The sequence below is a fragment of the Terriglobia bacterium genome, assembly GCA_020073495.1.
Classification (GTDB): domain Bacteria; phylum Acidobacteriota; class Terriglobia; order Terriglobales; family Acidobacteriaceae; genus JAIQFD01.
In genome coordinates, this window is sequence record JAIQFD010000007.1 from 142,391 (window position 1) to 165,665 (window position 23,275).

The following is a 23,275-nucleotide window of genomic DNA, read 5'->3' on the forward strand; positions in this document are numbered from 1 at the left end:
GGCCGCCGCGCCGAGTCGAAGGACCCCTACTCTATCCCTTCTGCCTGACGGCTGACGGCTCCGATCATTCCTTGCACCAATGCTCCTACCGCCTCCGCCGCCTTCCCTCGTCCAGCCTTCTCGATCGTCTGCACGATGGCGCTGCCGACCACTCCTGCGTCGGCGAACTGTCCCACCGCCGCAAACTGCTCTGCCGTGGAGATCCCGAATCCGACTGCGACGGGCAGCTTGGTGTACCGGCGCAGCCGGCCCACCAGTTCCCGCGCATCGGCCGCCAGCTCCTGCCGCGTTCCAGTCACGCCCGTGCGCGACACAGCGTACACGAAACCGCTACAGGCCGCTGTGATCCGCCGCAGCCGCTGGTCGGTCGAAGTGGGCGCCGCCAGGAACACCGTCGCCAGCTTGCGCGACCGCATGCACGCCAGGTACTCGTTGGCCTCTTCGACGGTCAAATCGGTGACTAGCGCGCCGTCCAGCCCGGCGTCCGCCGCCGCTGCGCAGAAGCGCTCCACCCCGAAGCGCAGGATGGGGTTCAGGTACGAGAACACGATCAGCCCGGCTTGGGGACGAGCCTGGCGCACTTCGCGGCCCAGCCCGATCACCTGCGCCAGCGTCACGCCATTCGCCAAAGCCCGCTCGCTGGCCCGCTGGATCACCGGCCCGTCGGCCACCGGATCGCTGAAGGGCACGCCCAGTTCGATCACCTGCGCGCCCGCGTCGATCGCCGCCAGCGCCACCTCCCGCGTGGTCGCCAGGTCCGGATCGCCGCACGTGAGATACGCTATGAGTGCTGGCCGCTTGTGAAAAATGAGTGCCATCTGACTGCCCAAGTCACAGTAAAAGGCTTCGACGATTGTACCCCGTCGCCAGATCGCCGGGATCGCCGCAACCGCCGGGACCGCCGTCATCGACACTTCTGTGGATTTGGTCACTGACAACGGGTACCGTTGTTGTGTATTAGGGCTGGCGAGGTCAGGCCATGGTTGATCTTCATCAGCAGCTCCGAGAACGAAGCAAGCAGTTCGCTGTTCGGATCGTGCGACTGTCAAACCATCTGCCCAAGACTCGGGAAGGGGACGTGCTTGCGAGGCAATTGTTGCGTTCAGGTACGTCGGTCGCGGCGAATTACCGAGCCGCAGGTCGATCCAGATCTCGCGCCGATTTCATTTCCAAGATCTCGATCGCTGTGGAAGAAGCCGACGAAACCGTCTTCTGGCTCGAACTCCTTCACGAATCCGGGCTGGTGAACTCGAACCGCCTCGAACCCCTTATCTTGGAAGCTAAGGAGTTGCTGGCGATATTTTCCGCCTCGAGGCGCACGGCAAAAGCAGATTAGCGAGTGATCCGGCAATCACGGCGATGACGGCGATGACGGCGGTCCCGGCGTTCCCGGCGTTCCCGGCGATCAGAGCTTGAGCTGCTCGATCAGGATGCCCACGTCCTTGTCGCCGCGCCCGGAGATATTGACCACCACGATGTCTGTCTTCCTCATCTTCGGCGCGCGCTTGATGACCTCCGCGACCGCATGCGCCGACTCCAGCGCCGGGATGATGCCCTCGGTCTGCGCCAGCGTCACGCAAGCCTCCAGCGCTTCCTCGTCGCTCGCCGCGACGTACTCTGCCCGGCCCGCGTCCGCCAGGGCTGCGTGCTCCGGGCCCAGCGCCGGATAATCCAGCCCCGCCGACACCGAGTGCGTCGGCGCGATCTGCCCCGCCTCGTCCTGGAGAACGTAGGTGTATGTCCCTTGCAGCACGCCCGGCACGCCGCCCTCGATTCCCGCTGCGACCCGCGCCGCGTGATCGCCTAATCGTCCTCCGCGCCCGCCCGCCTCAACCCCGATCAGCCGTACGTTCTTGTCCGCCAGAAACTCGTAGAAGATCCCTATCGCGTTCGATCCGCCGCCCACACACGCGATCACCGCGCTGGGCAGCCGTTTCTCCGCCTTCAGGATTTGCGCCCGCGCCTCTTTGCCGATCACCTTGTGGAAGTCACGCACCATGGTCGGATACGGATGCGCCCCCAGCACGCTGCCCAGCAGGTAGTGCGTCGTGCGCACGTTCGTCACCCAGTCGCGCATGGCCTCGTTGATGGCGTCTTTCAGAGTGCGTGAGCCCGCGTCCACGCCGCGCACCTCGGCCCCCAGAAGCCGCATGCGGAAGACGTTCAGCTCCTGCCGTCGCATGTCTTCGGTGCCCATATACACCACGCACTCGAATCCGAACAGCGCGCAGACCGTGGCCGTGGCCACGCCGTGCTGCCCCGCGCCGGTCTCGGCGATGATCCGCCGCTTGCCCATGCGTTCGGCCAGCAGCGCCTGCCCCAGGCAGTTGTTGATCTTGTGCGCGCCCGTGTGCAGCAGGTCCTCGCGTTTCAGGTAGATCTTGGCTCCGCCCAGCTTCTTCGTCAGCCGCCGCGCGTAAGTCAGCGGCGTCGGACGTCCCGCGTAATCTTCGAGTAGCCGTCGGAGTTCGCCCTGGAATTTCTTGTCCTTCTTGGCGGATTCGTAGGCGCGCTCTAGTTGCTCCAGCGCCGCCATCAACGTTTCCGGGACGTACCTTCCGCCATACGCGCCAAACCGCCCCGGGACATGTAGCGCTGGCGTCCCGCCGGCTCTCCTGCGGGCGTCCCCGCCAGCAGCCTTCGTCCGAAACGTCTTCGATTTTGCCTTGATCGTTCTCACTTGACCCGATGACCCGATCACCCGATGACCCGATCCGCAGCTTCCTTCGCCGCCTTCACAAACGCCCTGACCTTCTCGTGATCTTTCTTCCCCGGCTCTTTCTCCACTCCGCTCACCACGTCGACGCCCCATGGTTGAAAGAGTTCGATCGCGCGGGAAACGTTACCTGGCTCCAGCCCGCCCGCGATGACGACCTTCGCTCGCCGCCGCAGCAGACGAACGAAGGGAGCGGCCTCATCCCAGTCGAACGTCCTTCCTGTGCCGCCTCGCTTCTTGGGGGTTCCAGCATCCACGAACAGTGCGTCCGCGATGCCATCGAACCGATCTGCCTCGTGCCGCACCGTTTCGGCCCGCAATGCCTTGTAGACACGGACCTTATATTTCTTGAACAAGCTGGCGAACTCGGGTTCTTCCTCGCCGTGGAACTGGATCGCCGTGAGTCCCGCAACTTCGATTGTGTCGCGAACGATTTCCAGCTTTTGGTTCACGAACACTCCAACCTTTTCGACTTCCTTCGGCAGCTCCGCGATGATCTTCTTCGCATCCTTCGGGCTGATCCTGCGCGGGCTGGGAGCGAAGATGAAGCCCAGCGCGTCGGCCCCGGCCTCCACCGCCACGCGCGCATCCTCCAGGTTCGTCGTCCCGCAGATCTTCACCCACATGATTAGAATCGCCGTGATCGGACTAGGCCTTTGCCGTACGCCGCGATGCAGAAAAGATTGCGACCAGCTGATTTGCTTCGTCCAAGAGCGGCTCAAGCCGTTCACCAGAAACGAATCCGGATTCCTGCAGCAACTCCAGCCAGAAGACCGTTTCGTCCGTTTCTTCCACCACAACACTGATCTTGGAAACGAAGTCTGCCTTGGAGCGCGATCGCCCGGCAGCCCGGTAATTTGCTGCAACGCTGGTACCGGCGCGCAGTAGCTGCCTTCCGAACACATCGCCCTCTCGATTCTCCGGTAGAGATCGACTAAGCCTGATGATACGGAGTGCGAATTGCTTCGTTCGTCTCCTTAGTTCGTCGTGCTGTTCAAGGCTCATGTTCCGTACCTCCACCGATCTCGGCGATGTCGGCGATACCGGCGATCTCGGCGATTAGTCCTTCGTTCCCGCTCCCCAGTTCGCCACGCCCGCCGCGCCCAGCGGCGGCGCCTTGGCCTCCGCGATCAATCGCCGCAGCGCTTCCTCCGGCGATTCCGCCCTCATCAGCGACTCGCCGATCAGGAACGCGTGGTATCCCGCCTCGCGCAGCGCCCGGATGTCGGCGCCGCTGCGGATCCCGCTCTCCGCGACGCGTACCGCGCCCTTGGGCAGCATGGGCGCCAGGCGCAGCGCGGTATTCAAGTCCACCTCGAAGGTGTGCAGGTCGCGATTGTTCACTCCGATCAGGTTGGCGCCTACGGTTTTCGCCAGCTCCAGTTCCTTCTCGTCATGCACTTCGCACAGCACGTCGAGCCCGATGTCCACCGCTTGTCCGTACAGGTGGGTGAACTCCGCCGGCGCCAGCGCCCCGATGATCAGCAGCACCGCATCTCCGCCTGCCGCGCGCGTCTCCAGGATCTGCAGCCGGTCCACGATGAAGTCTTTACGCAGGACGGGCAGGTCCGTCGCTGCCGCCGCCTCGGTCAGGTTCGCGATCGATCCCTGGAAAAATTCCTCTTCGGTCAGTACCGACAGAGCCGCCGCCCCGGCCTCCCGGAAGCCCAGCGCCAGCGGTGCCACGTGCAGCGTCCCGCGGATCACGCCCTTCGACGGCGAGGCCTTCTTCAGCTCCGCGATGATCGCTGGCCCGCGGGCTCCGGCCCGCAACAGTGCCTCCTGAAACCTCCGCGGCGTGCGCGTCTCCGCCAGCCGCTCCAGCTCGCGCTCGTCCACCGTGCGCTTCCAGCCGATGATCTTCTTCCGCGTCACGGCAACGATTTGTTCCAGCGTCACAGGCATGGCGACTCCAGAAGTATAAAGGCTTGAGACAGACGAGCGCCCGAAGAATCGCATCAGCAGGGATTTGCGGCGAGAAGCTAGTAGCTAGCAGCTGACTTTGGTGCCGAAGAAGGGACTCGAACTTGAGCCGTTTTGCGGGCGTGAGCGAAGCGGGAGCCCGCTGGCGAAATCCTGAGCCGCCCGGCGGCGAAGGACCTCAGTTTACGAAGCTCTTTCAAGCGATTGGTGCCGAAGAAGGGACTCGAACCCCCACGCCCTTGCGGGCACATGGACCTGAACCATGCGCGTCTGCCAATTCCGCCACTTCGGCACGGGAAGAGGAGAGCAGTTTGACCTCATTATTCTTACAGGCCGTCGGCGGCAGTGTCAAACCAGCGGGCCCCGCGTGAAACCTGTCTCCGCGCATGACATTCCCACCGTTTAGCGATTGCGGCTGCCCGGCCCTTCCCCGCGAAGGTGTCGAAAGAGGTAAACTGCCCCGGCAGGAGAACCCGATGTCGCTCCAACCCAAAGCGGAACCCGCGGCCAAGATTCCCCCGGAGATCAACCAGCACCTGCGCGCCCTGGCGCACGATCTCAGCAACTCCATCGAGACCGTCATGCAGGCCTCTTACTTGCTCTCCCAGAGCAGCCTCGACGAGGCCGGCAAGAAATGGGCAGGCCTGATCGACACCGCCGTCCGCGATGCCGCCCGCATCAACCGCGAGATCCGCGAGATCCTCCGTAGCCAATCCGAATAGGGTCCCGGCAAAACAAGAAGCGGACCCCTTTCGGAGCCCGCTGCGTACCGAGTACCGGGTACTGAGTACTTCTTTTATGCCGCTTTTTCTCCCGCCAGTTTCGCGTCCATGGTGATCCTCGCATGCAACACGCGCGACACCGGGCAGCCTTCCTTGGCGTTTTGGGCCGCCTGGTCGAATTTTGCTCGATCGGCTCCGGGGATGCGCGCCGTCACATCCAAGTGCACGGCGGTGATGGTGAATCCCGGCTCCAGCTTCTCCATGGTCACCGTCGCGGTGGTCTCGATCGCCTCCGGCGTGATGCCCATGTTGCCGAGCTGCGCCGAAAGCGCCATCGAGAAGCAGCCCGCGTGCGCCGCCGCGATCAGTTCCTCGGGGTTCGTCCCGGCGCCGTTCTCGAAGCGCGTCGCGAAGGAATACTGTGTGTCTTTCAGTACTCCGCTGGCGGTCGACACGGTGCCCTTACCGTCCTTCAAACCGCCCTTCCACACCGCACTGCCTTTCCGTTGCATATCAACCTCCTGATCGGTTATGAGACCGCAATGAAACCCTCCAAGGGTACACCTTCCCCAGGGTCGCCTGTCATCCGGAACGATGTAGGTCGGGACGAGCCTGGAAGGATCTCTGGCCTGCAGCGTGATGAGAGTCCCACGACAGTGGGGCGATACCCATCCTCCTACTAGCCCGGAGCTGCTAGTAGAAATCCGAGCAGCTCAGGAAGAACCCCCACTTCTCGCACACCAGCTTGCACTTGTGCTCCCGCAGCCGTGAACCGCATGTCGGGCACGTCTGCATGGTCAGCTCCGGTTTCGGCGGCTGCTTTCCCGGCTCCTCCCCCATGCCGTCAGACCTCATCACAATCCCCTCTGGAAATCGGTAGCGCACTTTCCATCACTTCATCAGGAAGCGCACGCAGAGCGTCGCCAGGAGCACGGCCCCGGCTACGGTCACCAGCAGTTCGATGATGGTGCGGCGCCGGCGCGCCCGGATGGCCCGCAGGTCCGCCCCCAGTGTGCCGGCGAAGCGGGAAACTCTTTCTTGGGCGTCGTCAGTCCGCAGCTCGGTTGCGATAGGCGTGGGGTCCATTCTGCCCCAGCCTATCCCTCTCCGGCCCCGGAGCTTCGTTCGCCTGCGGTTTGTTCTGGAATCGGAACAGCGTCTTCGACCCCGGTTGCCTCTCCGCTATCGATTGATACAGAATGCTATCGCTATGTCAGACGGCCATCAGAAAACCGCCATGCTGCTCCGCTGTACCCGGGAGGAAGCGGAGATGATCCGCACCGCCGCTGCTCTCGAGCGCCGCACCATCAGCGGCTTCATCCTCAATGCCGTGATGTATCGCATTCGCGCCCGCAGCGAGATCCTCCCCAAGGTCCAGCCGCGCAAGAAAGAGGAAGAGTAAGAGTCCGGGTGCCCCGAGACCGGGTCGTACGCGCCACGAATGTATTTTGTTTGTACAAGCCCGGGCCCGGCGCACCCGCTACAGGATAGGCCGCACCATGCCCCGAGTGGCGAGGGAATCGGCTTTCCGTTCCGCTTTCGGAACACGGCTCCCGGGCCCGTTCGAAACCCGCCCTGACCGGATGTCACCGCAAACCACGCAGAGCGCACTGTGGATTCGTGAGTCGCAGATCACGATCGGCCCGATGGCTCGTTCCCGCGATGGCCCGAATCCTCGCTCACCTTTTCCACTGCTCCTCCGCGAATCGCTCGCAGTCGTGGGCTTCGAACTCGGATTCGACCCGCATCGCCAGCTGGGTGCGCTGCACTTCTGACTCGGGCTGCGGACGGCTCCAGCAGCAGCGCTCGCAGAACCAGCCCGTCCAGCGCTCGGAAATCGCGAATACAAGGCGGCGTTCGTGTTGCCATTGCATGGATGCGGCCATCTTGCCATCAACCCCCGCACGCGCCTCTGCGAACCGCCGCCTGTTCTACATCTGGAACATGAAGCAAACCTCACTCCAAAGGCGCCTGGAATCGCAGATCACCGATCCCAAGTGTCCCGATGACCCGGTGGCCCGATTGAAACGGCTGGGCCGCAAGGGATGGGGCATCCACGTCCGGCTAGCCGCTAGCTACCAGCTCCTCCGCCTGCGCCTTGATGTCTCCCACGCACACGCCTCGCAATCCGGAGCGGGGGCCCGGGGTACCCCCCACCCCCTGGGTCATCAATCGAAACAAAGGGGTTAGCTCCTGATATCAATGGCATCAGTAGCACGCTATTGTCCCGGTAGAGATCCTTCGATTCGCTGCGCTCGCTCAGGATCTCCGCTGCGGGCCCGGGATATCCCCTCGGCGATCTCTGCGTTCTCGGCGGTGAACATTCTTCCGGGGAGGGACGCGGAGGATCGTGGATCAAATCACAGTTTACCCATCACCAATCACAATTTCCGTGATCTGCATCACCCTTCCGGCGGACAATATCTGGAAGCTATAGTTCCCCGCCAACCCGCTGATTCTACATGGCAGACCGCGGCTCCAGAGATCGGAAGGAGCGTCTGCGCGGAATGAACATGGACGTGTGACCGCGGTCACGGATATTCGGTCGGGGGCAGGCACACACTGGGCAGCGGACTGCGGGGGGCCCCCGTGTTTTCCACTTCCAGTCCGTGCCTGGTGCGCATCTCGGCGCAGTGCTGGAGATGCTCCAAGTGCGGCGCTCTGTTCTTCTCCGAAGAGAATTCGGTGTTTCATCTTCTCCGCTTGTTCGACCGGCACACCCGGCGCGAGCACAAGCCCCCAAAGCCGGACCCGAAACCGTCAAAACGGCCCGCCGATCCTCCGGCTTGAACCGGGCTGGCTCACCCGCCTGACGGCTCTCTGGCGTACAATCCCCCGCCTATGCCCGCGAAAGCCGGATACTGGACCTCCATGCTGCACGTCGCCGACGTGGCCCGCTCCATCCATTTCTATGAGTTGCTGGGATTCGAGCTCATCGACACCCAGGGCGACGGCGGATGCATCGGATGGGCGCGCCTGCACTGCGAAGGCGGCGCCATCATGCTCTTCCTCGCAGAAGACGAACACCCGGTCGATCCCCGCACCCAATCCCAGCCCGCCTACATGTACACGCCCGATCTCGCCGCGCTGCGCGATCACCTGCTGTCCAACGGAGTGAATGTGTCGCGTATCAACCGCCCACCCTACATGACCAGCGGAGAAGTCCGGGTCGAGGACCCCGACGGTTACGTCATCTTCATCGGACACTGGGGCGACGCCGAACATACCGCCTGGCTGGCCGCGATCGACGAAAAGAAAAAAACCGGCAGCCTGCGGCCTCGCGGCTAGGACCGGGGCCGAGTACCAAAGCCTCGGCAGCCCGCGCAGCGGGGAAGACAGAAGACACCCACCACCGAGACACCGAGCGCAGATTGCAAATTACCAATTACCTCGCCGATCCCGGCGATGTCGGCGATTGTTGCGTTCCCAGCGATCCCGGCGATTCAATGGGGCTGGCCACCCGCCCTGATGGCTGGCGGCTAGTGGTGCCGTTCGACCCTGCTTCTGTGTCATTATGTGTCCGTGCCAAAAAAGAGCAAGGAAACGTCACGGGATAGAGCCCGCCAGGAACGCGAACGAGCCAGATCAGCCGCAGACCGAGCCCAAAAGGCCAAGCGCGAGGATCCCACCCAAGCCGCTCCGCGGATCGTTACCCAGCCGACCAAGGACTAGTCAGTACTTTCGAACGTATTCCTGATGGCTAACGGCTCAGGGCTCTCTAGAAACTTGAGGCGTCTTGCGGGCGGGAGCCTGGCCTGAGCGAAGTCGAAGGCAGCCCGCAGCCGAAATCCTGAGCGCCTTGCGCGAAGGATCCCTACTGCTTCACGTTGAAGGTTGTGGCTAATACTTTCAAGACATTCTTCTCCCGGCGGAAGACGGTGAGGTTGAGGCGTTTTGCGGGCGGGAGCCTGGCCTGAGCGAAGTCGAAGGCAGCCCGCAGCCGAAATCCTGAGCGCCTTGCGCGAAGGATCTCTACTGCTTCACGTTGAAGGTTGTGGCTAACACCTTCCACCGATCTCCCTCCCTGCGGAAGACGGTGAGGTAGTAGCCGGAGGAAGAACGCGATCCCGGCGATTTCGGCGATCCCGGCGATCCCGGCGATTCCCCGACGGTATTCGCCCACTCGCCGGCATCGTAGAGCAGGTCGCCGAAACGCTGGCTGCGGATCGAGCTCAGCGTCAGCTTGCGCTGGGGCTCGCGCGCGAAGCCCGCCTCGAAGTACTTGCGATGCGCCTCGCGCCCGCGCACCGGCGCCTGGTCGGGCGAGAGGGTGAGCGCGTCCTCGGCGAGATGCGCCAGGACCTTGTCCGTCTCGCCGGCATTGTAGGCGGCGCAGTAGTCGTCCAGCAGGCGCTGGAGGTCGGGATCGACGGCCGCAGGCATCGCACATAAGCCTAGCACGAGAAACCCAGCACGTGAGGCCGCCGAGCGCAGATTGCAAATTACAAATTACCAATTACTTCGCCGCTCCCGGCGCTCCCCCGTCCCCGACTCACTTCTGCAATCTGACTTCTGCCTTCTGACTTTCCCCGATCCCCCGATTGAGAGAGGTGGGCCACCCGCCCGCCCACCGGGCTACGAGGGTTTCGGCGGCGACGGAGTCGCAGGCTGCGCGGGCTGACTTTGTGGCTGCACCGGTTGCGCCGGCGGATTGGTCTGCCGCTGCATTTCAAGCTGTTTGGTCTTGAGCTGCAATTCCCGCTCTTCGAGTTCGATCCTGTCCTTCCGCATCAGATTGTCGACGCGCTGCTGCTGCTGCGATTGCATCTTGTCCTCGGCGCCCTTGGCCTTGCTGCCTGCGTCCTGGCTGATTTTGGCAAGCGCCGAAACGATGGTGCCTGTATAAAAGTATGCCTGGACTTGAACCAGTCCCTGCTCCAGGGAGAACTGCTCGAATGGCAGTGCCATGCCATTGGTGAGCTGCAGCAGGGCGGTTTGCCGGTCCGCCCGCATCTGGCCGATCAGCACCGGGCGCGTCTTGTTCTGAAAGAAGTTGTTGTTGACCTTTCCATTCGAACCCGAAACCACCGTCGCCACCGCGGCCAGGATGGATTTGGTGTTCGCCGGATTGACCACACTAGCCGCCGAGGTCAGGCCGAGGTTGGTCACATCACTGGCTGTGTCATACAGCGCCGTGCCGGTATTGAACGCGTTCTCAAAGTCTGCGTACCGGTCGTCCACCAGCCAGATCAGTTCGTAGAGGATCTGGTTCCGTGCGGCCTTGGCCACGGTCTTTTCCGGGCTGGAGTCGGAGCCTACAACCTTGGTGTAGTCGTCGTACCAGCTTGTATCCTTGGAGTACTTCTGCACCAGGTGGTCGCGGTAGCTGTTCCAAGGCAAGAGCTTGGGATGTTGGCGGAGTGCAGCACACCCGCTCAGGAACACAGAAAACAACAGCAACGTCAGGGCGTGGCGCCAGGTCATAGACGCTCCTCTCACCTCACCCCAAAATCGCTCGCCTTCGATTCAGGCGGTTCCCATCGCGGATTCGGAACATTTTGCCGGAAATGTTGGGTTTGGGAAGAAATTCGGATTCTTGTTCCAGAAACCGAACAGAGGGCTCTTGCCTTGCCCGCTCCCGGCGATAGAGCCTGCCCTGAGCGGAGTCGAAGGGGCGATTCATTAGGTGGGCCAGGCGCCCGAGCCTCCCCTATTGTCCGCGCAGTACGAGGTGAGCGCGCAGGAGTCCCACGATCTTTCCAGTCAGAGCGCCGAAGAACATTACTCCTACCCCCCATGCAAGGTCAGGCAATCTCAGGGCAGATACGTTTGCTCTCGCAAAAAACAGATAGCCGACGTAGGCGCAAGTACTTAGGAGAAGGAGTACCGCCCCTTCCTCGCAACCGCACGCTCTCGCACGAGGAGCTTCTGTGGCCAAGCCAGTCCCCAACCAGGCCCTCTTCGTTGCCCCCGATAGAGGCCCGGAGCCGGAAACCCCGGTGCTTCCGCTCGAAGGCGGCGTAACAGTAATGCCGGAGGTTCCGCCGCCGCCGCCAGTGACATCCGCGGGCGACTTGGTACCCCGGCAGACGCCCCAACAATCGAAGCAACTGCTTGGCGCGGGGCGTCCAAAGATCTTGTTCAGTACGCATGCGATGAAGCACACGATCAGACACAGGGTCATGCACAACGGGCAGAGGATGATCCAGATGATGACAAGGATCACTGCCGCGATGAGTGCCAGGATCCAAACGATCCACTTCGCGAGCTTGCAGAGGGCCCTCCGGATCCAACCACCTTTGCACTTCTTCTTCGCCCACCTTAAAACGCTCATGATGAGCGTTCCCCAAATCCAGCTCGGGGCCGCAAAACAGACTCCACACATATGCCCTCCGATTAGCGATCTACCGGTCGCTGTTGTGGATGGGGCCTATGCGGCGGACTGTACGGCCGGGTGCCTGCGGCTGGACGGAATCTTCAGATTTGTTCCGAAAGCGGAACAAGAGCGGGTCTGCGCGCGGGCCAGAGCGAGCCCTGAGCGAAGTCGAAGGGGCGATCCCGGCGATTGACAGAGGTGGGCCACCCGCCTACCCGAATTGCGCTATTCTGGGCCCATGGCAGACGTTGCGGGATCAGTTCTGAACGCTCTAAATTGGCTGAAATCTCCCAAGCGGTGGTTCGCAGTCTTGTTGGTTGCTGGGGCGCTGCTGGCTGCACCGCCAGTTGCACTCGAGCGCTTAGGACTGACGAAGTTCCGGATCACTTACCTGCCGTGGATTGGCCTCACTTTTCTTGTCTGTGGGGCCGTCCTAATCTCAGAGGGAACGGTGGGCATCTTTACATGGATCAAGAACCGCCGCGCCGTAAAGGCCGTCCAGAACGAAATACTGAACTATTTGCGGTCACTTACTCCGCCGGAAAAGTTCCTTCTTGCAAAGTACTTCTCGCCGCGGACTGATACCCAGTACTTCAGCGCCGCAAACGGGTTGGTGTCTGGACTTGAGGCAAAAAGTCTCATTTACCGTAGTTCCCACGTCGGCAACCTGCTGCGCGGAACGCCCACGTTTGCTTACAATATTCAGCCTTGGATCAGAGACTATATCGATGAGCACCCAGAGATTCTCGCGGGAGCGCAACCACCCGAACCGACACCACTGGAAGCGTTTTGGCGTGGTTTTCGCTAACACCACTTTAGATGGCCTGCAAGAACTGCCCCAAATCAGTCGCAAGTAACTCGTCCTTAGAAATCAGCCGTGCAGCGCGCCAGTTGTGAGCCTTGGGCCAACAATTGGGCATCTGATTTCGTAACTCGAAATCACCAAAAGCACGAAAGCCATTGCCGAATGCCGCCTTTACAGCTCGATTAGGAAAGTAGTTTTCGGTAGCACGCCTTTCGAGAATGCGACAATTAATGTTCAGGTCGGTGCAGATTTGCGCAAAAGCGGCCCGAGGCTGAGCGACAGCGTCTGCGGCAGCTTGCTTCTCGCTGTCAATAACGCAAAAACAGTTGGGGCTGATTCTCGTTAGCTCTTGGAGCTCTTCCCTACAATCTGCGTTGATGAAACCTGCCCCTCCAAGTGGGACAACCAGGAACTGATGATCTTTGCCGAGAACACGTAAAAACTCAATATAGGTGCGGACATCCGTTCTCCCCTCCACAAGCAAAACTTTGTCAAATCCCAACTCCCTATAACCGGAATAATTCAGCTCCCCAAGAAGTTCGCCGAGACGGATGTTCTCACCGATAGGCAGCACTTCTGTGCCTTTGCGGGAATTCGTGACGCTGTAAATCTCATCAGCGACTTCACGTGCAAGGCCGATGTTGTGAGTAGCGAAAAGCACCCCATCAGATGCATACGCTGCCAGCGTAGTTAAGAATTGCACTTGCAGTGTTGGGTGAAGATTAAGTTCTGGTTCATCGATAAGAATGTAAGAAGGTCGCTTAAAGGCAGCATTGCCGAGAACAGCGATAAACTGCGCGATGCCTGCGCCGAGGTCTTGTAAGGGGTACGACTTGCCGTCGATTGCGACGTTCAGTGTGTGGTGACCCTGTGATGCCGTGATTTGCAGTTCGTCAAAACCGAAGACCGACTTCAGCTCGCGAACGAGCTGATAAATCCGTTCTCTGTCACTTTGCCTAGTCCCATTTTGGAGCTGGTCCCAAACATCGATGAAGGGCCTGCCGACATTGATGTCGTAATAAAGGAGGTTTCCACCACTTTGTGTCGTAGGACTGTAAGCAGTCAAATGACGGAAAGCGGGCACGTAGTATGCTCTAGAAAGCGTTGTAAACGCCTCCAATACATCCTTGAACTGATACACCCTGTCTGCCACCACTTTCGTGCCCTGTATCTCGTAGTTTTCCTTCTTCATTTGTTGCCCTTGGATCACGGCTCCCGATCTTGAAAAGGTGACAGTGTACCGTCGTGTCGCCCGCGACAGGTTAATCGTAGCCTTTGTTACCGTGTCGCCATCAGCCACATTCGAAAGTGCAACTTCGATACTTAGGTCCTCATCATTTTCATTAAAAAAAATCTCCTCCAGATCCAGAACAGCAGCAGGCTGGGGAAAGGCGAGTTCATTCCCGACGAGAGCCGAACGGAATTCGTCAGTGTTAATAGCGAACAATGAGAATATGTGACGGAAGTCGTGAAAGAATTTCAGAATTGTAGATTTTCCGCTGTTGTTAAGTCCTACATAGGCTTTGAAGCCAGCATCTAGGCGAATGTCCAGAGGCTTTCTAGACGAAAAACATCTGTAATTCGAGATTCGCAGGTCGGTTGCCATCCCGCCTCCAACGTCTAAGGCCCGGCTTGCGCCGGGGTTCCTTGTACTCCGTTGTGTTTTCGTCTACAGCAGCTTTCTCACTGTTGTTCCGAATTCAGAACAGAGCACCAATAGCCCGGATCCAAGTACAAAAGGGGCACGGCGTTGGCCGTGCCCCGCTCACAGCTTGCGTCTCTTGGGCCCGGCCGGTGGAAGCCCACGGTTTTAACCGTGGGTTTATGCGTCCCAAATTTTCCCCGGGCTTTAGCCCCGGTGGGAATCTTATACGGAAGGGGGCTAAAGCCCATGAATTTGTCGATCGTGTAAACCCCGGCTTCGGGACTCCGTCCCGAGTCAGGGTTAAAACCCTGACCTACCGAGGCCCGGGCTTCCACCGGCCTCCGTGCGTCCGTGCCTACGCGGTGGATGTTCTTCCGGAGGTAGGGGTCCCTTCGGCTTCGCTCAGGGCAGGCTCTTCGACTCGGGCGCGCAAACAACGCGCGCCCTCGCTCAGGATGACACCAAGCGATAAGCACTGCAATCAGTTCCTCTCCCCCATCCCATGCCGGTTGCGGCACTTGGGACAGTAGGTGGCCACCTCGGTATTGTCCACCCGATGCTGCACCGGCGGCAGCGTCCGCAGATACGCGAACAGCGCCTTCAGGTCGGCGTCGGTCAGATTGCGGAAATCCGCCCACGGCATCACCGGGCTCAGCTTGCGCGCCCCCACGTGCCCCGTGCGCATCACCGCGATGAACTTCCGCTCGTCGTAGTAGCCGATCCCCGAGGCGTCGGGGGTGATGTTCGGCGAGGTCACCAGGCCCCACCGGCCGCGCAGCACCCGGCCCCCCGCCATCGCCATCCCCGGCACCGGCTGGCGCTCCGGATCCAGGCCGCTGTGACACGCCGCGCAGTTCCCCACCCGCGCCAGGTACTCGCCGTGGCGCACCTGCTCGGACGCTCCCGCGGGCGCAGGAGGCGAGGGGAACAGGGGAACCGTCCGTAGCTCCGGCTCTTGCGGCAACCACCGTTTGGGAAGCGGGTTGCGCACCGCCGGGATGCTGCGCACATAGACGATCACCGAGGCCAGGTCCTCGTCGCTCATCACCCGCAGGTTCCAGTAGGGCATCATGGGATGCAGCGTGCGGCCGTCGTGTCCGATGCCCTGGCGGATGGCGCGCACGAAATCCTCGTCCTTCCACGTGCCCGCGCCCGTCTCCCGGTCGGGCGAGATGTTGGGACAGACCAGCCGCGCCGGCGGTGGCGCCGGGCTCTCGTCCGCGGGGATCACGTTGCCTCCGCCTTTCTTATCCCGCGGTGCTAGACCGTTCAGATGCTTGAAGTCGTTGTTGGAGTGGCAGCGGAAGCAGTGCGCCAGCCCTTCCACCAGATACTTGCCGCGCGCCATCCGCTGCGGCGTGCGCTCGATTGTCGTCGCCGGGAGCGTAGATTTTTGAGTAGCGTCGCCGGCGCCCGCGTCCAGCCCAGCGAGAATGACCCCTGGAACGACAACCAAAGCCCACAACAGTTTGGCCCGCAATCTTCCCCCCGTGAATGCGCCGCGTATGGTAGCAGCAAAGGGCGGCCGCCCGGCCGCCCCTCATTGGCCCGCGCGAGGGCGCGCGGGCTACTTTGTCGAATTTCCCTCCGCGTCCTCCGCGGTGAAAGTTCTCTACGGTTTATTCGTCTTGGTGGAAGCCCACGGCTTTAGCCGTGGGTTTATACGTCGTCAAAATCTATCGGGCTTTAGCCCTGGTGGAAATTCTTCTCAGAGGTAGGGGTCCCTTCGGCTTCGCTCAGGGCAGGCTCTTCGACTCGGGCGCGCAAACAACGCGCGCCCTCGCTCAGGATGACACCCTAATCTAGCTGCACCCGCTCGTTGATCCGCAGGACATGCACCGATAGCACGACCCGTTCCTGACCATGATCGAGCCGCAGACGTGGCAGCTCGGGGCGTCGCCCATATCCACCAGCTCGCGCATGGCATCGGCGGCGTGCACTTTGCCGGTTGTCAGTGGTCGGTTGTCAGTTGTCAGAGAAGGCGGAGCCGAAGTTCCGTTCTCTTCCGGAAGCGCCGACTTCGGCCGGAAGCCCTCGAACAGGAATTGCTGCTGCCCGGTCAGGAAGCGCAGCTCCAGCCAGCGGAAGATGTAATCCATGATGCTCTTGGCGAAGCCGATGTCGGGATTGCCGCTCCAGCCCGAAGGCTCAAAGCGGGTGTGCGCGAACTTCTCGCACAGCAGCTTCAGCGGCACCCCGTGCTGCAAGGCGATGGAGGTGGCGCAGGCGAAGCTGTCCATCAGCCCCGACACGGTCGAGCCTTCCTTGGCCATGGTGATGAAGATCTCGCCCGGCTGTCCGTTGGGATAGAGGCCCACCGTGATGTAGCCGTCGTGTCCGGCGAGGTTGAACTTGTGGGTCAGCGACATGCGCTCGTCGTGCAGCTTGTGGCGCACGGCGCGCGGCGGCGCGTCAAGATCTTCAGTTTCTTTCAACGCGGAGGACGCGGAGATCGCGGAGGATTCTTTGGAAGAAGTCGCGGTGGCGGTGCCCGCAGCGGAGAGCGGCTGCGCCTTCTTGCAGCCGTCGCGGTAGATGGCCACCGCCTTCAGTCCCAGCCTCCACGCCTGGATGTAGGCTTCGGCGATGTCCTCCACCGTCGCCGCCTCCGGCATGTTGATGGTCTTGGAGATGGCGCCGGAGATGAAGGGCTGCACCGCCGCCATCATGCGCAGGTGACCGAGGAAGTGGATGGAGCGCGTTCCCTTGGCCGGCTTGAAGGAGCAGTCGAACACCGGCAGGTGCTCTTCCTTGACGTGCGGCGCGCCCTCGATGGTGCCCGTGGCGTCGATGTAGCTGACGATGGCGTTGGCCTGCTCGGTGGTGTATCCCAGCTTGAACAGCGCCGCGGGCACGGTGTTGTTCACGATCTTGATCATGCCGCCGCCCACCAGCTTCTTGTACTTCACCAGCGCCAGGTCCGGCTCCACTCCCGTCGTGTCACAGTCCATCATGAAGCCGATGGTGCCGGTGGGGGCGAGGACGGTGACTTGCGAGTTGCGGTAGCCGTGCTTCTCGCCGTGCTGCAGAGCTTCGTCCCAGCACTGCTTGGAGGCTTCGTAGAGCGCGGCGGGGACGTTGGCGCGGTTGATGTTGTTCACCGAGGCGCGATGCATGCGGATGACGTCCAGGAAGGGTTCGCGGTTGGCGTACCAGCCGGGGCAGGCCGAGCCCCAGTTCTCTCCCAGTTCGGAGTGCTTGGCCGCCGTGATCTCGGTGACCGGATCGAGCGGCTGCGCCAGCTCGGCGATGCGCGAGCTTTGCAGATACGCCTGGCCGCACATGATCGCCGTGACGCAGGCGGCATAATCGCGGCCCGCGTCGCCGTCATACGGCAGTCCGGACGCCATCAGCAGCGCGCCCAGATTCGCGTATCCCAGACCCAGCGGACGGTAGTCGTGCGAATTCTTGACGATGCTTTCCGTCGGATATCCGCTGTTATCGACCAGGATCTCCTGCGCCGTGATGATGATGTCCACCGCGTACTTGTACGCCTCGACATCGAAGGTGCCGTTGGGCGCGAACTTCATCAGGTTCAGGCTCGCCAGATTGCACGCGCTGTCGTCCAAGAACATGTACTCAGAACAGGGATTGCTGGCGTTGATGCGGGCGGTGTTCCTGGAGGTGTGCCAGCGGTTGACGGTGGTGTCGTACTGCATGCCGGGGTCGCCGCACTGCCAGGTGGCTTGGGCGATCATTTTGAGAAGCTCGCGGGCCTTGTGCGTGGTGACGACGCGGTGTTCGCCGGTGACGGCGCGGGTGGAGAAGTCGGCGTCGCGCTCGACGGCGTGCATGAAGTCGTCGGTGACACGCACGGAGTTGTTGGCGTTCTGGAAGAAGATGGATGAGTAGGCTTCGGAGTCGGGCGAGCTGCCGTCGTATCCGGCCTGCACCAGGGTCCAGGCCTTGGCTTCTTCCTTGGCCTTGCAGTCGATGAACTCGACGATGTCGGGATGATCGATGTTGAGGATCACCATCTTGGCGGCGCGGCGGGTCTTGCCGCCGGACTTGATGACGCCGGCAAAGGCGTCGAAGCCCTTCATGAAAGAGAGCGGGCCGGAAGCGGTGCCGCCGCCGGAAAGTCCTTCGAGCGAACTGCGCAGGGGCGAGAGGTTGGTGCCGGTGCCGGATCCCCACTTGAAGAGCATGCCTTCGGTCTTGGCCAGGGTGAGGATGGAGTCGAGCGAGTCGCGCACCGAGTTGATGAAGCAAGCGGAGCACTGCGGCTTGGAGTAGCCCACGGCGTAGAACTCGACGCGTCCGAGCTGGTGGTTCCAGTGCCAGTTCTGAGCGTCGGAGTGGGGCTCGAGGCGGTCGCAGCCGACGTTGAACCAGACGGGCGAATTGAAAGCGGCGTACTGGCGCAGGAGCAGGAAGGCGAGCTCGTCGTGGAAGGTGGCGGCGTCCTCGGGAGAGCGGAAGTATCCGCCGGCGATGCCCCAGTCGCGGATGGTCTCGGCGACGCGCTGCACGAGCTGGCGCACGCCGGTCTCACGCTCGGGAGTGCCGAGTTTGCCGTGAAGATACTTGCTGGCGACGATGTTGGTCGCCGTCATGGACCAGTCCTTGGGGACCTCCACGTTCTTCTGTTCGAAGATGGTGCCGCCGGAAGCGTCGTTGATCTGCGCGGTGCGAAGTTCCCACTCGACCTCGTCGTAGGGTGAGACGCCCGGCTTGCTGAAACAGCGGCGGAAGGAAAGGCCCGGGGCCTTCTTCCGGCTGGTGGTGCTGGTGACGGCAGCCGTCGTCTGCGCGACGTTCGAGGTGGAGGTTTTGGTCACGTCAGCCATGTTCTCTCTCCCGATCTGAATCTCTCGTGCGTAAAGAAGTACTCGGTACTCAGTACTCAGTACTCAGTCAAATCAAGAACCTTCCGGTAATGACGGCGCACTATTTACTCCGTTGTCTTCCTTGTCCTCCTGGTGCGTGGAGGACGGGGGCGCGGCGGCGAAAGCTTCGGCGATGGCCGAGCCGGCCTCGGTGGAGGCGGCGAGCCACTGGCGCAAGGCGATGCAGGCGGCCTCGCGCTGGGTGCGCACGGGCACAACGGCGAAGCGCACGAAGCAGCGGCCGGACTCGATGCGCGGGCGCAGCGGACTGCCGGGCGCGAAGAGGCCGTGGAGGGTGTGCGAGAGGTCGTCGGTGGCCTGCACATCGAAGACGGCGATCATGCGGCGATTGCCGACCAGAGCGGATGCGTTCTCCGAGATCACTTCCTCGGCGAGGGCGAAGATGCCGGGCAGCGGCGGAGTGAGCGCCAGGCTGATGCTGGACTGGCAGCGCGACCAGCGAGACCACTCCAAGCGAGCCGTCTCGGGGGCGAGCTGGCCGTCGCCGGCCTTGCCGAACACCATGGGTTCCAACGCCATCGGTCCCTCCCTCCTATCGAGACGTTTTAACGGACGTCTCCAGCCGTCCACACGGGAACAGAAGCCCTGCGCCCGAGTGCACCACGTTGTGTGCACAGGCTGCGAGAGACTTGATTGTGTTTTCAAACCGCCCCCGGTAGGCACAGCTATCGGGGAAATGAGGGTCACCGCGTGGCCCTACTACTGCCCAGCGTCACCTCTGGCGCCGGGGTACTAGCACCCCACCTCGCGAAGCGCGCGGTGGGGACCCCGCAAAATCTCTACGCCGCCAAAGCCCGGTAGGCTCCGGCACTTTCTGCCTGCTGCGGACTGCAAAGTACGCCCATATAGTGGGCCTGTCAAGTACCTACCACAATATATTGTAATCTTACACCTTAATCGGCTGGATTCCCAGGCTGGACGGGCATTTGCAGGCGCCGGCGAGGACGGTCCGCCGGACCGGCGGCGGACATTTCCACAGAGACGTCCTCGAAAATCCGCCCGTCAAGAATCACCTCCGGGTGAGCGTCGGTTCTAGCTGGGATGGCTTCGCGGCTGAACGAAGCAGAACAACAGCAGGCTGGGTGGTGCGGTGCGACGAATGTAAGCGCCGGTGACAGGCGGGTCAATCACCTAAGAATGGTGCAAGCTGTGGATAGTGAGGAAAAGAAGCACCCAGTACTCGGTACCCAGTACTCAGCCGGACTGGGTGCGAGGCCGATTCTCAACCCCCTGAAGGGGCCTTGCCCGATCTTGCTGCCACTTGCACCACTTCGCGATGATTAGCTTCAAGCTCCGGCGAGGCGGGCCGGCACGGCCGTGCCCCGTGGTGATCTGCGCGTCCCGCTAGTCTTTCCAGGCCCAATTTTCTCAACAGCACAAACTGCCAAGACGGTACGCGTTGTGGTCCGTGCCGGACCCGCTTGAGCCCGCGTATTTTCGAACTGGGGTATGATGCCGGACCATGTCGCTGGATGTGGGGAAGCGGATGGGGCCGTACACGATCGTGGGGCCGCTTGGCGCGGGCGGGATGGGAGAGGTGTATCGCGCGCGCGACCCGCGCCTCGGCCGGGAAGTCGCCATCAAGGTCCTGCCTGCGGCCCTGGCCGACGTTCGTGACCGCCTGGAGCGATTCGAACAGGAGGCGCGCGCCGCCGGCGCTTTGAATCATCCGAACATTCTCACTGTCTTCGACATCGGCCAGGTGGATGGCTCGCCGTACGTCGTGTGCGAATTGTTAGAAGGCGAAACGGTGCGCCAGTGGCTGCGCACAGGCGTCCCGCCGCTGCGCAAGGTGATCGACTACGCCCGGCAGATGGCGCTGGGGCTGGCGGCGGCGCACGAGAAAGGCATTGTCCATCGCGACTTAAAACCGGAGAACGTCTTCATCACCAAAGATGGACGGGTGAAGATCCTCGATTTCGGTCTGGCGAAGCTGACGCGACCGGAGATGGCGCCGGGGCAAACCAATGCGCCCACGATCTCGGCCGATTCCGATCCGGGGATGCTGCTGGGGACGGTGGGGTACATGTCGCCGGAGCAGGTGCGGGGCAAATCCGCCGACCATCGCTCCGATCTGTTCAGCTTCGGCTGCATCCTGTACGAGATGCTGAGCGGGCAGCGCGCCTTTCACCGTGAATCATCGGCGGAAACGCTGAGCGCGATCCTGAAGGATGACCCTCCGCCGGTCCCGGACGAGCGGAAAATCCCTCCCGGACTGGCGCGGATCGTCGAGCATTGCCTGGAAAAGAACCCGGACGACCGCTTCCAATCGACCCGTGACCTGGCATTCGACGTTGAAGCGCTCTCGACGACTTCATCGACGGCTAGCGTCCCCCTCTCATCGAGGTACCGCGCGCGCTTGCGATGGTCCCCACTTCTGGCGGCGCCGGTGCTGGCGGCGGTGGCTCTGCTGGGATATTGGGCCGGTACGTGGAAGGGAGCGAAACCGCAGCCGCCAAGTTTCCGTCAACTGACGTTTGGCCGCGGGCCAGTGACCGCCGGCCGGTTCGCCCCTGACGGCAGCACCGTGCTGTATTCGGCGGGATGGGAGGGTGAACCGGTACATCTTTTTAGCTCGCTAGGAACCGGTGCGGAATCGACATTGCTGCCGCTGCCGGAGGGATGGCTGCTCGCGGTCTCCTCGAAGGGCGAGATCGCGATGTTATTGCATACGACGTTTGGGGCAATGAATGTGGGGACATTGGCGCGAGTGCCACTAGGAGGCGGAGCGCCGCACGAAATCCTGGAGGACGTCCAGGGCGCGGACTGGTCACCGGACGGTTTGCAATTGGCGGTCGTCCACAACGTGGGCGGTCGCGTCCGTTTGGAATACCCGATCGGGAAAGTGTTGTATGAGACGTCCGGAGGGATCACGTTCCCCCGAATCTCTCCTCGCGGGGACATGATCGCATTCCTCGACCATCCGGTGGCGTTAGATGACCGCGGCTCTGTGGCCGTCGTGAACCTCGCGGGCGAGAAAAAGACGCTGACGCAGGAATGGAACAGTGAGCTGGGACTCGCGTGGTCTCCGAACGGCGATGAGATCTGGTACACCGCTTCGCAAGGCACTCATCGTTATCTCGATGCCGTGAGCGTGTCCGGAAAACAGCGCGGGGTGCTGCGCGCGCCGGGAGGACTGATCCTGCAGGACGTGGGGCGCAATGGCCGAGTGCTGCTCACGCAAGAGAACGATCGCTGCGGCGTGCGGGGACGGGGCGCCGGTCAATCCAAGGAACGTGAGCTCTCCTGGTTGAATTGGTCCTTTCCGGGGGACATCTCAACTGACGGGAAGACGCTGCTGTTCGGCGAACAAGGCGAGGACCCGTATCGAGTGTACGTGCGCGGCATGGATGGGTCGCCGGCAGTCCGGCTCGGTGAAGGATCGTCGCAGTCGCTGTCTCCTGACGGCAAATGGGCCTTGACCCTCACCCAAAGCATACCGGCGCAGGTGGTCCGTTTGCCCACGGGTCCGGGCGAGGCGGAGCCTGTCACGCAGGATGGGATCAGCCATCTTGCAGCCAAGTATCTGCCGGACGGACGCCAGTTCGCGTTCTGCGGCAATGAGCCTGGACACGGGCTGCGGCTCTACGTGCAGGACGTGGAGCACGGAAAAGCTCGTGCCATCAGTCCGGAAGGCGTGTGCTCGTTCGGCTATTTGGCCATATCGCCGGATGGGAAATGGGTGGCAGTGAACGGTACCGAACGAAAGCCTGTGCTCTTCCCGGTGGATGGCGGCGAACCACGTCCGATCCCCGGCCGGGCCGTGGGCGAAGCTCCTGTGCAAATCAGCGCGGATCAACGTTCAGTCTACGTGGTTCGCCCCGGCGACATCCCCGCACGGATCCGACAGGTGGAGATCGAGAGTGGCCGGGAAAAAGAGTGGAAGGTATTGATGCCGGTGGACCCGGCCGGGCTGGTTGGGATCGCCCAAATCGTTATGACCCGGGATGCCAACGCCTACGCCTACACCTACTGCACGTACTTCTCCGAGCTTTACCTGGTGAGCGGACTCCAGTAACTCACTGGCTCCAAGCGCCGAGCAATTTCCTCAAGACCAGGAGCTGGCCGAGTTGGTCGTCGCTGTGATCCATCCCCAGCAGGGCCTCGCGCAGAAGAGTCTGGCCGTCGCCGGGGAGACAGATTCGGGCGTGGTCCGGAAATCGACAGTACGTTTTCGGCGCAGTGGCGTGAAGCAGCCGAGGCGATGGTTGAAAAAGGCCGTAAGGCCCGCTAGCAAACGCTCTGGGGGAAAAAACTAGGCCCGAGCCTGAGGCTCGGGCCTGTTCCCGCGGAACGAA

The 23,275-nt window shown here is 62.1% G+C and carries 21 protein-coding genes and 1 tRNA gene; 6 read left to right on the plus strand and 16 right to left on the minus strand.

Features of this window, described 5'->3' with window-relative positions; genetic code table 11:
• Window positions 1–26: 26 nt before the first annotated feature.
• Window positions 27–818 (minus strand): tryptophan synthase subunit alpha, encoded by a 792-nt coding sequence (gene trpA, locus LAN37_16135; protein MBZ5648740.1) that lies wholly within the window; start codon window positions 816–818, stop codon window positions 27–29.
• Window positions 819–979: 161 nt separating this feature from the next.
• Between trpA and LAN37_16140 the strand changes: the two genes are divergently transcribed.
• The gene (locus LAN37_16140; protein ID MBZ5648741.1) at window positions 980–1,336 is read left to right on the plus strand and encodes a four helix bundle protein; all 357 of its coding nucleotides are present in this window, start codon (window positions 980–982) and stop codon (window positions 1,334–1,336) included.
• 69 nt (window positions 1,337–1,405) lie between these two features.
• On the opposite strand, the gene trpB is transcribed toward LAN37_16140, so the two are convergent.
• The 5 genes from trpB to LAN37_16165 all read right to left on the minus strand — a co-directional run bounded on the left by trpB (window position 1,406) and on the right by LAN37_16165 (window position 4,931).
• Window positions 1,406–2,671: a tryptophan synthase subunit beta gene (gene trpB, locus LAN37_16145; protein MBZ5648742.1), complete on the minus strand. Its 1,266-nt coding sequence runs from the start codon at window positions 2,669–2,671 to the stop codon at window positions 1,406–1,408.
• A gap of 26 nt (window positions 2,672–2,697) precedes the next feature.
• Window positions 2,698–3,345, minus strand: coding sequence for a phosphoribosylanthranilate isomerase (locus tag LAN37_16150; protein MBZ5648743.1), 648 nt, complete (start codon window positions 3,343–3,345; stop codon window positions 2,698–2,700).
• A 19-nt stretch (window positions 3,346–3,364) separates the two neighbouring features.
• Window positions 3,365–3,721 carry a four helix bundle protein gene (locus LAN37_16155; protein ID MBZ5648744.1) on the minus strand — a complete coding sequence of 119 codons (357 nt, stop codon included), beginning with the start codon at window positions 3,719–3,721 and terminating at the stop codon, window positions 3,365–3,367.
• A gap of 54 nt (window positions 3,722–3,775) precedes the next feature.
• Window positions 3,776–4,621, minus strand: a complete 846-nt coding sequence (trpC, locus tag LAN37_16160; GenBank protein MBZ5648745.1) for an indole-3-glycerol phosphate synthase TrpC — start codon at window positions 4,619–4,621, stop codon at window positions 3,776–3,778.
• A gap of 223 nt (window positions 4,622–4,844) precedes the next feature.
• Window positions 4,845–4,931: transfer RNA gene (locus tag LAN37_16165), tRNA-Leu, on the minus strand.
• A 184-nt stretch (window positions 4,932–5,115) separates the two neighbouring features.
• Here LAN37_16165 and LAN37_16170 point away from each other — a divergent pair.
• Entirely contained in the window at window positions 5,116–5,361 is a 246-nt protein-coding gene (locus LAN37_16170; GenBank protein ID MBZ5648746.1) for a hypothetical protein, read from the plus strand.
• 74 nt (window positions 5,362–5,435) lie between these two features.
• Here LAN37_16170 and LAN37_16175 read toward each other — a convergent pair whose 3' ends face one another.
• The 3 genes from LAN37_16175 to LAN37_16185 form a co-directional block, all read right to left on the minus strand.
• The gene (locus LAN37_16175) at window positions 5,436–5,873 is read right to left on the minus strand and encodes an OsmC family protein (protein MBZ5648747.1); all 438 of its coding nucleotides are present in this window, start codon (window positions 5,871–5,873) and stop codon (window positions 5,436–5,438) included.
• A gap of 181 nt (window positions 5,874–6,054) precedes the next feature.
• Entirely contained in the window at window positions 6,055–6,216 is a 162-nt protein-coding gene (locus tag LAN37_16180; protein ID MBZ5648748.1) for a hypothetical protein, read from the minus strand.
• Between the two features lie 36 nt (window positions 6,217–6,252).
• The gene (locus LAN37_16185) at window positions 6,253–6,447 is read right to left on the minus strand and encodes a hypothetical protein (GenBank protein ID MBZ5648749.1); all 195 of its coding nucleotides are present in this window, start codon (window positions 6,445–6,447) and stop codon (window positions 6,253–6,255) included.
• A 151-nt stretch (window positions 6,448–6,598) separates the two neighbouring features.
• Between LAN37_16185 and LAN37_16190 the strand changes: the two genes are divergently transcribed.
• Complete coding sequence (locus LAN37_16190) at window positions 6,599–6,763, plus strand: DUF1778 domain-containing protein (protein ID MBZ5648750.1); 165 nt, start codon at window positions 6,599–6,601, stop codon at window positions 6,761–6,763.
• Between the two features lie 277 nt (window positions 6,764–7,040).
• On the opposite strand, the gene LAN37_16195 is transcribed toward LAN37_16190, so the two are convergent.
• Window positions 7,041–7,247, minus strand: coding sequence for a hypothetical protein (locus tag LAN37_16195; GenBank protein MBZ5648751.1), 207 nt, complete (start codon window positions 7,245–7,247; stop codon window positions 7,041–7,043).
• A gap of 955 nt (window positions 7,248–8,202) precedes the next feature.
• On the opposite strand from LAN37_16195, the gene LAN37_16200 reads away from it, so the two are divergent.
• The gene (locus LAN37_16200; GenBank protein ID MBZ5648752.1) at window positions 8,203–8,649 is read left to right on the plus strand and encodes a VOC family protein; all 447 of its coding nucleotides are present in this window, start codon (window positions 8,203–8,205) and stop codon (window positions 8,647–8,649) included.
• Window positions 8,650–9,333: 684 nt separating this feature from the next.
• On the opposite strand, the gene LAN37_16205 is transcribed toward LAN37_16200, so the two are convergent.
• Both LAN37_16205 and LAN37_16210 read right to left on the minus strand, forming a co-directional pair.
• On the minus strand, window positions 9,334–9,744 hold the full coding sequence (locus LAN37_16205; protein ID MBZ5648753.1) for a DUF4440 domain-containing protein: 411 nt from the start codon (window positions 9,742–9,744) through the stop codon (window positions 9,334–9,336).
• A 192-nt stretch (window positions 9,745–9,936) separates the two neighbouring features.
• Entirely contained in the window at window positions 9,937–10,785 is an 849-nt protein-coding gene (locus LAN37_16210; GenBank protein ID MBZ5648754.1) for a hypothetical protein, read from the minus strand.
• Between the two features lie 1,130 nt (window positions 10,786–11,915).
• On the opposite strand from LAN37_16210, the gene LAN37_16215 reads away from it, so the two are divergent.
• Entirely contained in the window at window positions 11,916–12,485 is a 570-nt protein-coding gene (locus LAN37_16215) for a superinfection exclusion B family protein (GenBank protein ID MBZ5648755.1), read from the plus strand.
• Between the two features lie 7 nt (window positions 12,486–12,492).
• Here the strand turns inward: LAN37_16215 and LAN37_16220 are convergent, their stop codons facing one another.
• The 4 genes from LAN37_16220 to LAN37_16235 all read right to left on the minus strand — a co-directional run bounded on the left by LAN37_16220 (window position 12,493) and on the right by LAN37_16235 (window position 19,496).
• A complete protein-coding gene (locus LAN37_16220; protein MBZ5648756.1) occupies window positions 12,493–14,088 on the minus strand; it encodes an AAA family ATPase in 1,596 nt (531 codons plus the stop codon).
• Window positions 14,089–14,608: 520 nt separating this feature from the next.
• Window positions 14,609–15,583 (minus strand): cytochrome c, encoded by a 975-nt coding sequence (locus LAN37_16225; protein MBZ5648757.1) that lies wholly within the window; start codon window positions 15,581–15,583, stop codon window positions 14,609–14,611.
• 346 nt (window positions 15,584–15,929) lie between these two features.
• A complete protein-coding gene (locus tag LAN37_16230; protein ID MBZ5648758.1) occupies window positions 15,930–18,917 on the minus strand; it encodes a vitamin B12-dependent ribonucleotide reductase in 2,988 nt (995 codons plus the stop codon).
• A 72-nt stretch (window positions 18,918–18,989) separates the two neighbouring features.
• Window positions 18,990–19,496 (minus strand): hypothetical protein, encoded by a 507-nt coding sequence (locus tag LAN37_16235; GenBank protein ID MBZ5648759.1) that lies wholly within the window; start codon window positions 19,494–19,496, stop codon window positions 18,990–18,992.
• A gap of 943 nt (window positions 19,497–20,439) precedes the next feature.
• Between LAN37_16235 and LAN37_16240 the strand changes: the two genes are divergently transcribed.
• The gene (locus LAN37_16240) at window positions 20,440–22,995 is read left to right on the plus strand and encodes a serine/threonine-protein kinase (GenBank protein ID MBZ5648760.1); all 2,556 of its coding nucleotides are present in this window, start codon (window positions 20,440–20,442) and stop codon (window positions 22,993–22,995) included.
• Window positions 22,996–23,275 lie beyond the last annotated feature (280 nt).